Raw genomic sequence first — 15,174 nt, forward strand, 5'->3', positions numbered from 1 at the left:
CACAATGAAGCACCAAACGCACCACGCCGGCGGCAGCACCCGCCGCCTGCTGGGCTACGCCAAGCCCCATGCACCGCGCTTTGGGCTGGCACTGGGACTGATGCTGCTGGCCACCCTGGCGGAGATGACCATCCCCTGGCTGGTCAAGGTGATGCTGGACGAGGTGATCCTGCCCAGCAGCGAGCCGATGCAGACACTGGACTGGAACCAGCTCGCCCTCTTAGGTGGTGCCATGTTCGGCCTCTACGTCGTTGCGGCCGTGATGCAGTACCTGCAGGTGCTCAACTTTCAGCGCGGCGCCTTGTCCGTGGTCAACACCCTGCGCCGGGACCTGTTCGCCCACCTGCTCATCTTGCCGATGAAGGTGTTCGACAGCCAGCCAGTGGGGCGTTTGATCTCCCGGGTGAGCAACGACACCGAATCGATGCGGGATCTGTTCGTCTCCGTGTTGCCCACCATCATCCAGGGGGCGCTGCGGATCCTCGCCATCTTTATCGCCATGTCGCTGCTGGACTGGCGCCTGATGTTGCTCTCCCTGGTGCTCATTCCCATGCTGCTGGGCGCGATGCAGCTGTATCGCAAGCTGTCGGCACCGCTGTTTAACGGTGCACGGGAGCGGATCAGTGAGATCAACACCCAGATCAGCGAATCCCTGCAGGGCATGCCCATCATTCAGGCGTTTCGTCAGCAGGGCGAGATCCGCCGTCAGTTTACCCGGACCAACGACGCCTGGAGCAAGGTGTCACGCCGCACCATCGGCCTCAACAGCCTGTTGTTGGCCCCCTACACCCGGCTGATCGGCCTGCTGGCCAGTGTCATGGTGGTGGCCTGGTTCGGCCAGCAAAGCGGCCTTACCGGCGAACTCGGCGCGGTGGAGGTGGGCAGCCTGTACGCCTTTATGATCTACCTCGAGCGCTTCTTCGAGCCCTTCCGTCAGCTGTCGATGGAGCTGAGCAAGCTGCAGATCAGCACGGTGGCCGCCGATCGGGTGTTCGAGCTGCTGGATGAACCGGCGGATCCCCATGCCGATAGACAACCGGCTCCGCGTCAGGGCGTGCAAGCCGAACAGCACAGCCCGGCCAGTGAGATCGTGTTCGACGGTGTCAGTCTCTCCTACGACGGTCAACACCAGGCGCTGCGCAACGTCAGCTTTACCGCCCCGGCAGGCAAGATGACCGCCATTGTCGGCCACAACGGCAGCGGCAAGAGCTCGCTGATCAACCTGCTGATGCGCTTCTATGCCCATCAACAGGGCGAGGTGCGGATCGACGGTCGGTCGCTGGCGGCGTTTGATGATGCCGAACTGCGCCAACGCTTTGGCCTGGTGCAGCAGGAGCCGGTGATCTTCAGCGGCAGCATCGGCGACAACATCCGTCTGGGCCGGGACGATCTGAGCCAGCAGACCGTGCAGGAGGCGGCCGAACAGGGTCAGGCGAGCCGCTTTATCCAGCGTCTGCCCGGTGGCTTTGATCATCAGCCGGGCAATGCCGGACAGTCCCTCTCCATGGGTGAACGCCAGTTGTTGGCCTTCGCCCGCACCCTGGCCCACGCCCCGGGGGTACTCTTGCTGGATGAGGCCACCGCCAACATCGACAGCGAGACCGAAGAGCAGATCAAGCGGGCGCTGGCCAATCTGCGCCAGGGCCGCACCACCCTGGCCATCGCCCACCGCCTCTCCACCATCGTCGATGCGGACCAAATTCTGGTGATGGATCAGGGCGAGATCGTCCAGCGCGGTACTCACGCCGAGTTGGTGGTGCAGGAAGGTCACTACCGGGAGCTGTATCTGGCCCAGCAGGTGGAAGAGGAGCTCACCCATCACTGTCACCAAGCTGACAGCGCGGCGTCGGCCGGGTAATGACGGACACGGCATTGCGTCTTTTCACCATGCCGCGCGTCTTAGCAGTAAGCATGAGCAAGACAGAAAGAATTGAAGGTAGAGAGCATGAATTCAAATCTCGATCCCCGCACTCAGGATATGATCGACAGCGCTAACGAGTGGGCGATGCTGCACGGCATGGCGATGAAAACCGGGCCAGGCACAGCCCGCCACTGCGCCTTCAGCCTGGCACCGGTCACCATCAACCACGCCATGTTTGCCCAGCTCAAACAAGTGACGCCCCTGATCGCCCGGCTGATCGATCGGATCTCGGAGGATCACCCCTTCCTGCAACAGGCGCTGGGGCCCATGGGCCAGGCCGATCCCTTCTTCGGCCACCTGCTGCGTCTGCACCAGCGGATCCATGGCACGAGCGCCCAACCCAAAGTTGCCGCCCGTCAGCCGCTGCTGATGATGCGCACCGACTATATGGATGATCGCGAGCAGGGCCCGAAGGTGATCGAGTTTAACGGCATCGCCGCCGGCATGGGCCCCTTCGGCCAGCGGGTGCATGAGCTGCATCGCTACCTGAAAACCCAGTGGCCCGAGGCGTATCAGCAGTGGGCCGAGACCGCCGTGGATACGGTGCTGGCCAGCAATCACGCGCTGGAACAACTGGCCCACGGCGTGGCCAGGGCCGCCCATCAGATCCGCTTTGAGTCCGGCGAGTCCGGCTCACCCGTGTTTCTGATGATCGTGCAGGACAATGAGGACAATGTGTACGATCAGCGCCTGCTGGAGCTGGCGCTGCAGGCGCGGGGCGTGCGCACCGTACGGCGCAGCTTCCGTCAGCTGCACGGCCACTTAAGTACCGGTGACGATCAACGCCTGCTGCTCGAGGGTGTCGGCAGCATCGACGCCGTCTACCTGCGCGCCGGTTATCAATACGAGGATTATTGCGCCACCGACATCGTCGAGGAGGCCTGCTGTGAAGCATTGACCAGCACCCGGGTCTTTATCGAGCAGCACAAGGTGGCGGTCAACGCCACGGTGAGTCAGCAACTGGCCACCAGCAAAACCATTCAGATGCTGGTGACTCAGATGAGCACAGCTGAGCTGGCCCGCTGGGGATTGAGTGACGTTGAAGCCGAGCAGGTCAAACAGGTACTGGCCGAGATGAAACCGGTCAACGCCGAGACCATCGACTGGTTCGCCACACAGGGCGATGCCAGCCAGTGGGTGCTGAAGAACCAGGGCGAAGGTGGTGGCCACTGCATCTTCGGCGACGACATACGGCCCAAGCTGCAGACCCTACCGGCAGCCGAGCAGGACGCCTGGGCACTGATGTTACGCCTGCATCCCCATGAGCGGGAGCGTCCGGCCCTGGCTATCCGCGACGGCAAGGCCAAAATCGTGGATAACCTGATCAGCGAACTTGGCCTGTTCACCGTGCATTTTAACGGTGAGCCAATGACTCAATCCGAGCCCGCCGAGTCCGGCTATGCCGGTTACCTGATCCGCAGCAAGCCCGCCACCGCATCGGAAGGCGGCGTGCACAGCGGCGAAGGGATGCTCGATTCCCTGGCGCTGGTGGAATAACTCTGGATATCTGTGCGAAAGTATTGGAAAGATCACGGCGTACCAACCCATTGCGCCGTGTCTTTACCATGCACCGCACGAGCAACCTTACATACAGCCAACTCACTGACGATGAGACCACGGAAGGCGACCTTGCCGATCCATAAGCTCAGCGACAAACCCACCCATCGCAACTTCAACTACCACAAGGGCCACCGGGTCAATGTGATGAAGTTCAACACAGAAATAGGCGTTCGGTAAACGCCGACGTCTCACTCCGGAAAAAAGCGGGTTTAGCCTGATAACGCTAAGCCTTCTCCATCTAACTTTTGCCGCGACCAGATATGAGCCAATGACCGGCGTGCCCTTCCCTTCGTCAAACTACGCTTTATCGCTCTCCTATCACCTTAACGACGCCATTCACTGCCCAGGCGTTGCCCAAGGAAGAAATTCGATGGCGTCGGGAAGCTGGGGGGTCGAAGCCAGAAAAAGCACCACCCTCAAGCCATCGGTATAATAGGGATCTTTGGTGTAGTTGAAACTGGGACTGTCCACGCTTGCCTGCCCAACACCCTCGACATACCCCACAGAGGCGAGGTAACGGGAGGCAACCAGATCTAGGCTGATATAGAGTCGGGCTTCATCGACAACGGGATCGATCTTATGTGTCACCAGGGTCTTGCTGCTCAACTTGATCCCAATGTCTCGACTGATCTGACCAAGCCAGACAGCCTGTCCATTGACGGTCACCGGTGCCAACCAGAGACGTAAGTGATTGCGTTCGTTTACGCTTAACCGCGCCTTTTGCAAGGCCAGATCTTGTGGGCGATCGAACAGGTAGAGCGGAGATACCGGCGAAGTGCGGTACTTAGAACCAAACAATGACGATGTCATGGTGCGCCAGGCCGAGTCTCTTCGTAGGGTTTCGGTCAGATCCCAGCCCCGGCGGACCAGGGTTGCCAGCAGGTGCCGACCCTCCCCTACGATCACCAGATTGAGCGGATCACCGTTACTGCGCTGGTCGCCGCCCAGGGTGCAACAGGGCAAGGTTTGCAGGTATTGCCGAAACTCGGCCATATCCAGTTCACGGTAGGTCTCCGATCGATACAGCGACTCAAAATCCACCTGCACAAAGTCGGCTTCCAACCCTGGGATCCGCTGAGCAAACTCAAAACTTCGATGCTCCTGCTCGCCAAATAATTCAATGGCGTATGCCTTGGCGCCAGGATCCTCATTGGTAAACACAAAGCCGGACCGTGTCTGTCCCGGGGGGTGCAACACCGATATGTGCTGTTGCAAAAGCTGCTTCTGCAATAGCGCAAAGCTGAGCTGACTGTTCCGACGTAGCCTCCACGCCACCTCTGATGGTGCAAAGTAGTTTGGATCGACACTCAACAATTGCAGATACAACTGGGTGTGGCTGTTATTGCTGATGGACACCCAGATCGGCTGGATGCCTTTCTCTGCCAGAGGCAAACCAAAATGATGCCGCGACTCCTCCGGGCTCAGCGCAACCGCCGAGACACGCACGCCGCCCTGCTCCTGCTGTTCGGAACGGCTCAGGTAGTCGAGGGAGTCGGTCTGTCGAGGGGCGGCACAGCCGATGATCAGGCATGCAAGCTGCAGCGCTATACAACAGAGCACCGACTGCCGGAAGTAGAACGTACGGTAATCTCTTATGTCCACTAAACCCAAGGGATCCAAGTATTCGAACTGGAAGCGTAGCAAATAGAGGAAATACGTCTGACTGACCACGAGCCCATTTGTGTGACACAGCGCGACTTAGCTTCACATTCACCCCTATGCGGACCATCAACGCCACACAGCTTCACGTCGACACTTGGTCTTCATCGATCTGCGGAACTCGCGCCGTCCGACCGATTGTCTGTACTCAGTAGGCACAACGACACGCGCCCGATCTTTTTAACAAGAGTGACACCATGATTCGACTGCAAAAGATAAGGGGGTTGCCGAGGATTGGCTTTGACTTGAAGGGAAAGTTGTCGCGTTTGAACCTGCCAAAGTGTGCCACCGAGTGTATCACCAGAGGCTCTTCGGTATATTTCGCATTGAAATCAAAGATTTTGTCGCTTAAACCATAAATCTGCATAAGCGACGCCCGAACATCAGGCACTTACCTGTAGTTTTGAACCATATGCGTGCATGGAATTAAAGCAAAAACCTGCATAGCGTCGCATTCGCTGACCTTGTTGTGATCAAAAAAACAACTATGTAGAAAGCCACCTAGCTGATGGGCATCGTCAGTAGCGTTCACGCACTGGTTCGATTAAATACCCACTTTCATTTTTTTTGATGCAATGCGCTTGACCTTCCCGCAACGGGAAGCTTTATGCTCCACCGCATGAAATCCATTCTCTCACATCGTCGCTCATCGCTTCACTGGCCGCTGCTGGTGTTGACGCTGATGCTTTTGCTGTTCACCGGGTGGCCGACACATGCCAGCTCAGCCGGCTCGGAGCCGTGCCCGATGATGGCCATGCATGGCGGCACCATGCACGAGTGTCAGCATGATATGAGCGACGGCCACGACTGCCAGATGACCCACAGCTGTCTTGCCTTGCTGCAAGCGTCGGTCATGGTGGGAGAGGCGCAATTTGTTGGGGTACTCGGCGCACTGGCCATCGGCCATCAACGGCTGCGCCCTGAGGCCCTGTATCGACCTCCAAAACACTAAGAGTGCTTCGCCACGGGCCTATCGCCCCCTGTAAGACATTCTTTTAATTTTGGAGTTTAAAATGAAAAAACTGATCTCAATCCTGGCTTTGTCTACCGCCTTGCTGGGTCTGCCAGCCGTCGCTGCCAACCTGATTATCCCGAAAACCGTCTCTGTCCACAGCGTAAACGGAGAGCCTGTCAGGGGTTTGGTGCGCGATCTGGATTTAAAAGCGGGAAAACAGGTGATCGAAGTGCGCTACCAAGATGGTTTTCGCACTCAAGGTGATGATTTTGAAATGTTTCGTTCCCAACCGGTCTACTTGACCTTCGACATTGAGTCAGAGCAGCAACTGCAGTTGAGCCACGAAGACGTTAAAAGCTATGCACAAGCCAAGGACTTTGCCCGCTCGCCCGCCTTTGTGCTGCTCGACAACGGAGAGCAGCAAGCGCTGGAGCAGGTTAACCATGACCAGATGATGTATCAGTTCGCACTGGGTCAGCACTAAACCAAGCCTGTCTAAGCAATCAAATTTAAGAGTAATTACCATGAAGAAAATAGTGATCCCAGGCCTGCTTGCCGCTCTGACAACCCCTCTCGCCCTTGCCGGCAGTTGCCACGGCAGCAGCCATCACCCGGCGCTGCACGGCGACGATCATGGGATAATTGAACATCACCATCAAGCTGACAGCTCCGTTGGCCGACCCGGCGATGCCGATGCTGCCACGCGTACCATCCAGGTGGATGCCTATGACTCGATGCGCTTTGAGTTTTCCGAATCGCTGGATTTCGTTGAGGGGGAGGTGGTGACCTTCGTCATCACCAACCATGGACAAATCAGTCACGAACTGTCCATCGGCAACCCGGCGGAGCACAAAAGACACCGGGAGATGATGCGCCGGATGGTGGGTATGAACCATAACCACGACGATGGGCAAACCCTGACCGTGGCCCCGGGACAAACCGGTCGCCTTACCTGGCAGTTTCAGTCCGGCGACGACCTGCTCTTTTCCTGTAACATTCCCGGACACTTTGAGGCGGGAATGCATCGAGCAGGACAGATCGCCAAGGGCGGAGATCGCCACTGATAGCCCTATAAGCCGTTAACGAAAATGAGTGGCCCAATGCCGGGCCGCTCTTACCATTTTCACAATTCGTCTTGAGTTTGTATCGACCGATGATACACTCTCAGCCGAAACCATATTTTGGATATAGCCACATGCGAAGCTGCAGTTACATCTTGCTGATTTTCGCCTTGCTGATGCAGGGAGCGGTTGCCCGTACCCTGCCGGTGGCTCTATCCGGTGACATGCTGCCCCAGCAGCATCAAACCATGGCCCCTTCGTGCCACGATGTCGTAACCGCAGAGATCGCCTCCAGCGCAGACTCGGCCCACTCCTGTTGTGACAGTAGTGAAGGCTTGACCCACAACTGCCATGCTGACGGAGAGGCGACTGCCTGTTCGGACGGCTGTTCTCAGTGTCAGGTTCACTGTGCCTCCTTCGCCGGACTGGCCTCGACCTCTTTCCTCGCCTCCCGATATTCGAGCGGGCTTGCGCTGTCCAATGCGATCGCGCTGAGCACCCGCTTCTGGGGTGTTCCGACCCCGCCTCCGAGCGCTTAAGCCTTCCCTGTTCGCCTTGATCCCTCTTGACTAGGATCAGGGTACGTTCACGGAAGGTCAGTGTGTGGGGGTAAGATTCTAAATATGCCTCTCGTGTGAGTTCGCGCTCAACGCCCGCCTCTGATCTTCTTCAGCTCAGATCCTTGATCTGATGGTTTGGCCCCAGGCCAACTGAAGGACCACTCCCATGTGTAAACACTGCCGCCGCAACCGGCCCCTGATCGCGCCCGCTCTGGTATTGAGCGTTGCCTTGACTCCCATCGCCCAGGTGATGGCGATGGATGCCGAACACTCGGCCCATCTGATCCCGACCGCCGCTGCTGCCGAGCAATCTCTGGCTCAGTCCGGAACTCACGAGCACCATGAGCACCAGGCCACCCACGCCTGCCCGATGCACCCGGAAGAAACCGGCCAGGAAGGCGATCGCTGCCCCAAGTGCAACATGTTTCTGACCCCCATCGAAGAGGAGGAAGAGGAAACCCAAGCGCCCCACGCCGGGCATACCGCTGCGAGCGATCCTCATGCTGACCACGATCAGCCCAGGATCTCACCGGTTGATGCCAGCGGCAGCGAAGGCACCGTGAAATACGTCTGTCCCATGCACCCACACATCATCTCCGATGAGCCCGGCACCTGCCCCATCTGCGGCATGAACCTGGAAAAGGTCGAGATGGGCGCACCGGCAGAAGAGATCGTAGTCGGCGTGGCCGGCGGCATGCAGCAGGCCCTGGGCATGCGCACCGAGCGGGTTGAGCGGGGCACCCTGTGGCGTTACGTCAAGACCCTGGGTACCGTGGAGTACGATCAGGACGCGATCAGTCACGTCCACGCCCGAGTCAGCGGCTGGGTGGAAAAACTGGCGATCACCAACGTGGGCCAGCAGGTGAACCAAGGCGAGCTGATGTATGAGCTTTATTCGCCGGAGCTGGTGAATGCCCAGGATGATTACCTCCAGGCATTGGACTACCTCAAGAGTGACCGGCAGCGTGGCGCAGAGCTGCTGCGCAAAGCCCGCCTGCGCCTGGAACTGCTGGGCATGGCCCCGTCGGTGATCAAGCAGCTGGAGCAGTCTGGCCAAAGCCTGTACCGGGTCCCCTTCTATGCGCCGCAAGACGGTTTCGTCAGCGCCCTGGCGCTGCGCGACGGCATGTATATCCAGCCCGGCGACACCATGATCGAGTTGGTGGACCTGTCCACCGTCTGGGTGATCGCCGAAGTGTTCGAAAATGAGCAGAGCTGGCTGGAAGCCGGCCGTCCGGCAGAAGTGACCGCCTCGGCCCAGGGCCTGTTCAATATCGAAGGCACCATTGATTACATCTACCCGGAACTGGACACCACCACCCGCGCCATGCAGTTGCGGGTCAAGCTGGACAACCCGGCGCAAAAGCTGCGTCCCGGCTCCCTGGTCGATGTTGCCCTGTTTGGTGGCCCCAAGCGCAATGTGCTGACGATCCCCACCGAGTCCCTGATCCTCACCGGTCGGGAAAACCGCGTGGTGGTGCAACGGGACGACACCCGGTTTACCTCGGTGCCGGTCAAGCTCGGCATGATCACCCAAGGCCAGGCCGAAGTCCTCGAGGGACTGGAAGAGCAGGATAAAGTGGTGGTTTCCGGCCAGTTCCTGCTGGACTCCGAAGCCAGTATCCAGGGCAGTCTGTTACGACTCAGTGGGGCGGCACAAGACGCGGCCGATCCCCACGCCAACCACTAAAGGGGCGCTCCATGTTAGAGAAAATTATCAGCGCTTCGTTGCGCCACCGGATGATGGTACTGATCATGACGGTCGTGGTGGCCCTGATCGGCTACCAGGCGATGCGCACCACCCCTCTGGATGCCCTGCCGGACCTGTCCGATGTGCAGGTCATCGTCAAGACCTCCTATCCGGGTCAGGCGCCGCAGTTGGTGGAAGATCAGATCACCTATCCCCTGTCGAACGCCATGCTGGCCGTACCGGGGGCACAGACCGTCCGGGGCTTCTCCATGTTCGGGGATTCCTACGTCTACATCATCTTCGAGGATGGCACGGACATCTACTGGGCCCGCTCCCGCGTGCTGGAGTACCTGTCGCAAACCCAGGAGCAGTTGCCGGAAGGGGTGACGCCGACGCTGGGGCCGGATGCCTCCGGGGTGGGCTGGGTGTTCCAATATGCCCTGGTCGATCGCACCGGCAGTCATGATCTGGCCCAGCTTCGCAGCTTGCAGGACTGGTTTTTAAAGCTGGAGCTGCAAAGCGTGGCGGGGGTTTCCGAGGTCGCCACCATCGGCGGGATGGAGCAGGCCTACCAGATCGTGATCGATCCTCACAAGATGGCGCTCTACAAGCTCGACTTGATGGCAATCAAGCAGGCGCTGGATAACGCCAACGCGGCGGTGGGCGGCTCGGTCATCGAGATGGCGGAAGCCGAGTACATGATCACCGCCTCCGGCTATCGTCAGTCGCTGGAGGATTTTGCCGAGATCCCGTTAGGGATCGTCTCCGAGTCCGGCAGCCCGGTGCTGATGAAGGATGTGGCTCAGTTGCGTACCGGACCCGCCGCGCGGCGAGGCATTGCCGAGCTGGATGGTCAGGGCGAAGTGGTCGGCGGGATCGTCGTCATGCGCTATGGCGAGAATGCCCTGGCCACCATCGACAACGTCAAAGCCAAGCTGGATGAGATCGCCTCCGGTCTACCCGAAGGGGTAGAACTGGTGATCACTTATGACCGCTCCGAGCTGATCTTAAGCTCCGTCGACAACCTGATGAACAAAGTGATCGAGGAGATGTTGGTGGTGGCGCTGGTCTGTCTGGTGTTTCTGCTGCACGCCCGCTCGACCCTGGTGGCGGTAGTGACCCTGCCGCTGTCGATCCTGATCAGCTTCATCATCATGGGCTTTATGGGGGTGAATGCCAACATCATGAGCCTGGGGGGGATCGCCATCGCCATCGGCGCCGTGGTGGATGCCGCCATCGTCATGGTGGAGAACGCCCACAAACATCTCGAGCATTATCGGGAGGAGCATGGCAAGGCCCCGGAGGGGGAGGCCCATTGGCGCCTGATCAAAGAGGCTTCGGTGGAGGTCGGCCCGGCGCTGTTTTTCAGTTTGCTGATCATCACCCTGAGCTTTGTTCCTGTGTTTGCCCTGGAAGCCCAGGAGGGGCGCCTGTTCCACCCCCTGGCCTACACCAAGACCTTTGCCATGGCGGCGTCCGCAGTGCTGGCGATCACCCTGATCCCGGTACTCATGGGTTACTTCGTTCGGGGCAAGATCCCCGATGAGAGAAAGAACCCCATCAGCCGCGTTCTGATCGCCCTGTACCAACCGACACTGGATCTGGTGCTGCGCTTTCCCAAGATCACCCTGCTGGTGGCCCTGCTGGCCCTGGGAAGTGCCTATTACCCCATGAGCCAGATGGGCTCGGAGTTTATGCCCGAGTTGGAGGAGGGGGATCTGCTCTACATGCCCACCACCCTGCCTTCGGTCAGCGCCGGCAAGGCGGCGGAGATCCTGCAGCAGACCGATCGCCTGATCAAAACCGTACCTGAGGTGAAACGGGTGTTTGGCAAGGTCGGTCGTGCCGATACGGCCACCGATCCGGCGCCCCTGACCATGCTGGAAACCACCATCATGCTCAAGCCCAGGGAGCAGTGGCGTGAGGGCCAGACCATGGAGGGGATCATCGCGGATCTGCAACGCACCGTGAAGGTGCCGGGGATCACCAACGCCTGGGTACAGCCGATCAAAACCCGGATCGACATGCTGTCCACCGGGGTACGGACGCCGGTGGGGATCAAGATCTCCGGCGCCGACGTCGAAGAGCTGCAGCGGATCGGCACCCAGATCGAGGCGGTGCTGGCCAAGCTGCCCAACACACTCTCCGCCTTTGCTCAGCGCACCGGTGGCGGGCGTTACATCGACATCGAGCCGGATCTCACCACTGCCGCCCGCTACGGCATGACCCTGAGAGACATTCAGGATGTGGTGCAGATGGCCATTGGCGGCATGAAGGTGGGTGAGTCCATCCAGGGGCAGGAGCGCTACCCCATCAATATCCGCTACCCCAGAGAGCTGCGCGATAACATCGAAAAACTGCGCGCCCTGCCGGTACTCACCAAGACCGGCAAATACGTGCCCCTGGGCAACCTGGCGACCCTCTCCATTCGAGATGGCGCCCCCATGCTGGCCAGTGAAAATGGCCGCCTGATCTCCTGGGTATTTGTTGATCTGCAGGATATCTCCATCGGCGAGTACATCGAGCAGGCCCGCGAAGCCCTGGATGCCAGCATCCAGTTGCCGCCACGATACAGCTACAGCTTCGCCGGGCAATACGAGTACATGGAACGTGTCGAAGCCAAGATGAGCATGGTGATCCCACTGATGCTGGCCGTGATCTTCATGCTGCTGATGATGACCTTCGGCTCCTTTGCCCAGGCCTCGGTGATCATGCTGAGCCTGCCCTTTGCCCTGATCGGCAGCGCCTGGTTGCTGTTCCTGCTGGACTTCAACCTCTCGGTGGCGGTGGCCGTCGGCATGATCGCCCTGGCCGGGGTGGCCGCGGAATTTGGCGTAGTGATGCAGGTGTACCTCAACAACACCATCAAGCATTACCGCAAGCAGGGCCGTATGGCCAGTCAAGCGGATCTGAAAGACGCCCTGATCGAGGGTGCAGTGATGCGGATCCGGCCCAAGGCGATGACAGTGGCCACCATCTTCTTCGGCCTGCTGCCCATCATGTGGGGCAGCGGTACGGGGAATGAAGTGATGCAGAAGATCGCGGCCCCTATGGTGGGCGGCATGGTGACGGCCCCTCTGCTGTCGCTGTTTGTGATCCCCGCGGTGTACCTGCTGCTCTATGGTCGCGGACTGGAAAACACCAAAGCAGGAGAGAAGTGATGCACAAATACCCACGCCCCCATGGTGGGCGGCATGCGCTTTTACAGAGCCGAGCCCCTCTGCTGTCGCTGTTTGTGATCCCCGCGGTGTACCTGCTGCTCTATGGCCGTGCCCTGCCCGCAGCCAGCCCAGCCAAGGAGGCGGCATGAAGATCGGCGAAGTGTCCAAGCTCACAGGACTGAGTACCAAGGCGATCCGCCACTATCACGATATTGGTCTGGTGATGGCGGCCCGTAGCGACAACGGATACCGGGAATACACCCCGAAGCAGCAACAGGAACTGATGTTTGTCGCTCGCTGCAAGGCGCTGGGCTTCAGTCTGGATCAGTGTGCCCAACTGTTGTCGCTGGATCAGCAACCGGACCGCACCGCCGAGCAGGTCAAGGCCCTGGCCAACCAACAACTGGTCGGGATCAGGGACAAGATCCACCAGTTACAGCAACTGGAAAGCCGTTTGGGCCAACTGGTTAACGGCTGTCGGGGCGGGAACCAAGCGCACTGCCCCATTCTCGATGCATTAAACGGCGAACCGTGCGCCACAAAACATGAGTCTTTAGACAATACCAAATAGGAAAACACCATGATGTTTAAGAAAACCTTTATCAGCGCAATGATGGTCATGGCACTGGCTGCCTGCAGTCAGGCCGACGCAAGCTCTGAGCAGGCTAAGGCCTTTAGCCAACTGGATCACGAGCAGGCCGTGCTTCAGGGGCACCAGTGGTACAGAAACGATGATGGCATTGTCGTACGCGTCCACCCGGACAAGGTAACTGCCACCTTTGCCAACGGCGAAGAGGCCGACGTGGCGATCCCGGAAGATCAGTTCTTCCTCTCCATCGCCCCCTGGCTGACCTACACCCATCCCTGTGGCAACCACGTTCCGACCGGTTGTACCGGCGAACTGATCGGCGAGCAGATGCACATGTCGGCGATGGATGTGGAGACCGGAGAGGAGATCCTAAACCAGATGGTAACCCTGCAGCACGACGGCTTTATCGACTTCTGGGTGCCCCGCAACCGCAAGCTGGAATTCACCTTCCACCATGGCGATGGCAACGGCGTCTGGCGGGAAGCCAAAGAGGTGCTCACCACCTATGACGACAGCCGTACCTGCATTACCACCATGCAACTGCTGGCGATGAACGAGAGCGTCCAGGACGGTCAAGCCGGGCAGCACTCAGGTCATCACGGCCACCACTGATCAATCCCACTGCGCGCGGTTGCCTGGCTGCAAACCGCGCGTGACGTTTTCCCGGAGAATTATCATGACCAGACACTACTGCGCCTGGACGGCCGCGGCTGCACTATTTTTCAGTGCCAACCCCGCCCAGGCGGACGATTTGATGCAGATCTATCAGCAGGCGCTGGGCAGCGATCCCGTGCTTTTGCAGGCCCGTGCCAACCTGGATGCCAGCTATCAAACCCTGGGCCAGTCGCGAGCCAACCTGCTGCCACAGATCAACGCCAGCTTAGGCTACAGCAACACCTTTAAGGCGGCTCAGCCCACCCAGGAAATGAGCGGCTACCAGGCCAGCTTATCTTTGAGCCAATCTATCTATGACCACGCCAATTACGTCTCGCTGGACATCACCAAGCAGCAGATCAGCCAGGCAGAGCTGCGCTATGAGCAGCAGAAGCAGCAGCTGATCTTGAGAGTGGCGACGGCCTATTTCGATGTGCTGTTTGCCGAGGATACCCTGGCCTTTACCCAAGCCAATACCCGAGCCATTCGACAGCAACTGGAGCAGATCCAGCGGCGCTTTTCCGTTGGTTCAACGGCGATCACCGATGTGCACGAAGCCCAGGCGCAGTTTGATCTGGCCAAGGCCGATGAGATCAACGCGGAAAACGCCTTGGCGAATCAACTTGAGGCGCTTAGGGAGATCACCGGCCTGATCCACGACACCTTAAGCCCACTGGATACTCAGCGCTTCAGCCCCTCCATGCCCGTGCCCGCCCGAGCGGAGCAGTGGGTATCCCTGGCCGAGCAAGGCAGCCAGGCGCTGCTGTCCGATAAACTGGGGGTCGAGATCGCCCGCCAACAGATCGCCCTGGCAAAAACGGGGCATCTGCCCAGCGTGCGCCTGACCGCAAACCTGGATGAAAACTTTGGCTGGGATAGCAGCAATCGCGATGGCACAAATGGCAACCTAGCCGTGCAACTGGCCGTGCCCCTGTTCAGCGGCTTTGCGGTAAGCAGCCAGATTCAGCAAGCCCAATACGATTATGTCGGCAGCCAACAGCGGCTCGAAGAGACCCACCGAAGCCTGGTACGAAGCCTGCGCAACAACCTGAATAACGTCACTGCCAGCTTAAGCTCGATCCGAGCCTATGAGCAGTCCGTGTTATCGGCGCAAAGTGCCTTGAAAGCCACGGATGCCGGTTTTGAAGTGGGAACACGCACCATCGTTGAGGTGCTCAATGCCACTCGGCAGCTTTACAATGCCAAGCAGCAACTGGCGAATGCGCGTTACCGCTATATCCTCTCCAGCCTGGCCTTGAAAGGCGCCGCCGGTACTTTGTCTGAGCAGGATCTCGCCTTGATCAACCGGGGACTGGCTAAGCGTTGAGTTCGTGTTAGCAAAAGGGGAAAGCCGATGGTCTTTC

Annotated in this window: 14 protein-coding genes; 12 read left to right on the forward strand and 2 right to left on the reverse strand. The window is 59.2% G+C overall.

The window, feature by feature from the left end:
- The first annotated feature begins 4 nt into the window (after nt 1-4).
- Entirely contained in the window at nt 5-1,858 is a 1,854-nt protein-coding gene (locus tag AC2D8U_RS01795; RefSeq protein WP_484617322.1) for an ABC transporter ATP-binding protein, read from the forward strand.
- 87 nt (nt 1,859-1,945) lie between these two features.
- Complete coding sequence (locus AC2D8U_RS01800; protein WP_484617323.1) at nt 1,946-3,418, forward strand: glutathione synthase; 1,473 nt, start codon at nt 1,946-1,948, stop codon at nt 3,416-3,418.
- Nucleotides 3,419-3,817: 399 nt separating this feature from the next.
- Here the strand turns inward: AC2D8U_RS01800 and AC2D8U_RS01805 are convergent, their stop codons facing one another.
- Complete coding sequence (locus tag AC2D8U_RS01805; protein ID WP_484617324.1) at nt 3,818-5,083, reverse strand: LssY C-terminal domain-containing protein; 1,266 nt, start codon at nt 5,081-5,083, stop codon at nt 3,818-3,820.
- A gap of 126 nt (nt 5,084-5,209) precedes the next feature.
- Nucleotides 5,210-5,299: a hypothetical protein gene (locus AC2D8U_RS01810; RefSeq protein WP_484617325.1), complete on the reverse strand. Its 90-nt coding sequence runs from the start codon at nt 5,297-5,299 to the stop codon at nt 5,210-5,212.
- 586 nt (nt 5,300-5,885) lie between these two features.
- On the opposite strand from AC2D8U_RS01810, the gene AC2D8U_RS01815 reads away from it, so the two are divergent.
- The 10 genes from AC2D8U_RS01815 (at nt 5,886) to tolC (ending at nt 15,137) form a co-directional block, all read left to right on the forward strand.
- On the forward strand, nt 5,886-6,092 hold the full coding sequence (locus tag AC2D8U_RS01815; RefSeq protein ID WP_484617326.1) for a hypothetical protein: 207 nt from the start codon (nt 5,886-5,888) through the stop codon (nt 6,090-6,092).
- 61 nt (nt 6,093-6,153) lie between these two features.
- Entirely contained in the window at nt 6,154-6,579 is a 426-nt protein-coding gene (locus tag AC2D8U_RS01820; protein ID WP_484617327.1) for a DUF2057 family protein, read from the forward strand.
- 40 nt (nt 6,580-6,619) lie between these two features.
- Nucleotides 6,620-7,159, forward strand: coding sequence for a cupredoxin domain-containing protein (locus tag AC2D8U_RS01825; RefSeq protein WP_484617328.1), 540 nt, complete (start codon nt 6,620-6,622; stop codon nt 7,157-7,159).
- Nucleotides 7,160-7,290: 131 nt separating this feature from the next.
- Complete coding sequence (locus tag AC2D8U_RS01830; RefSeq protein ID WP_484617329.1) at nt 7,291-7,695, forward strand: hypothetical protein; 405 nt, start codon at nt 7,291-7,293, stop codon at nt 7,693-7,695.
- Between the two features lie 187 nt (nt 7,696-7,882).
- Nucleotides 7,883-9,406, forward strand: coding sequence for an efflux RND transporter periplasmic adaptor subunit (locus AC2D8U_RS01835; protein WP_484617330.1), 1,524 nt, complete (start codon nt 7,883-7,885; stop codon nt 9,404-9,406).
- Nucleotides 9,407-9,417: 11 nt separating this feature from the next.
- Nucleotides 9,418-12,567 (forward strand): efflux RND transporter permease subunit, encoded by a 3,150-nt coding sequence (locus tag AC2D8U_RS01840; RefSeq protein WP_484617331.1) that lies wholly within the window; start codon nt 9,418-9,420, stop codon nt 12,565-12,567.
- On the forward strand, nt 12,567-12,716 hold the full coding sequence (locus tag AC2D8U_RS01845) for a hypothetical protein (protein ID WP_484617332.1): 150 nt from the start codon (nt 12,567-12,569) through the stop codon (nt 12,714-12,716). The genes AC2D8U_RS01840 and AC2D8U_RS01845 overlap by 1 nt, the downstream gene beginning before the upstream one ends.
- Nucleotides 12,713-13,138, forward strand: coding sequence for a MerR family DNA-binding protein (locus tag AC2D8U_RS01850; RefSeq protein ID WP_484617333.1), 426 nt, complete (start codon nt 12,713-12,715; stop codon nt 13,136-13,138). Before AC2D8U_RS01845 ends, AC2D8U_RS01850 begins: the two co-directional genes overlap by 4 nt.
- 9 nt (nt 13,139-13,147) lie before the next feature.
- Nucleotides 13,148-13,768: a CueP family metal-binding protein gene (locus AC2D8U_RS01855; protein WP_484617334.1), complete on the forward strand. Its 621-nt coding sequence runs from the start codon at nt 13,148-13,150 to the stop codon at nt 13,766-13,768.
- Between the two features lie 64 nt (nt 13,769-13,832).
- Nucleotides 13,833-15,137: an outer membrane channel protein TolC gene (tolC, locus tag AC2D8U_RS01860; RefSeq protein ID WP_484617335.1), complete on the forward strand. Its 1,305-nt coding sequence runs from the start codon at nt 13,833-13,835 to the stop codon at nt 15,135-15,137.
- The last annotated feature ends 37 nt before the right edge of the window (nt 15,138-15,174 follow it).

It is taken from the genome of Ferrimonas sp. YIN67 (assembly GCF_057219095.1).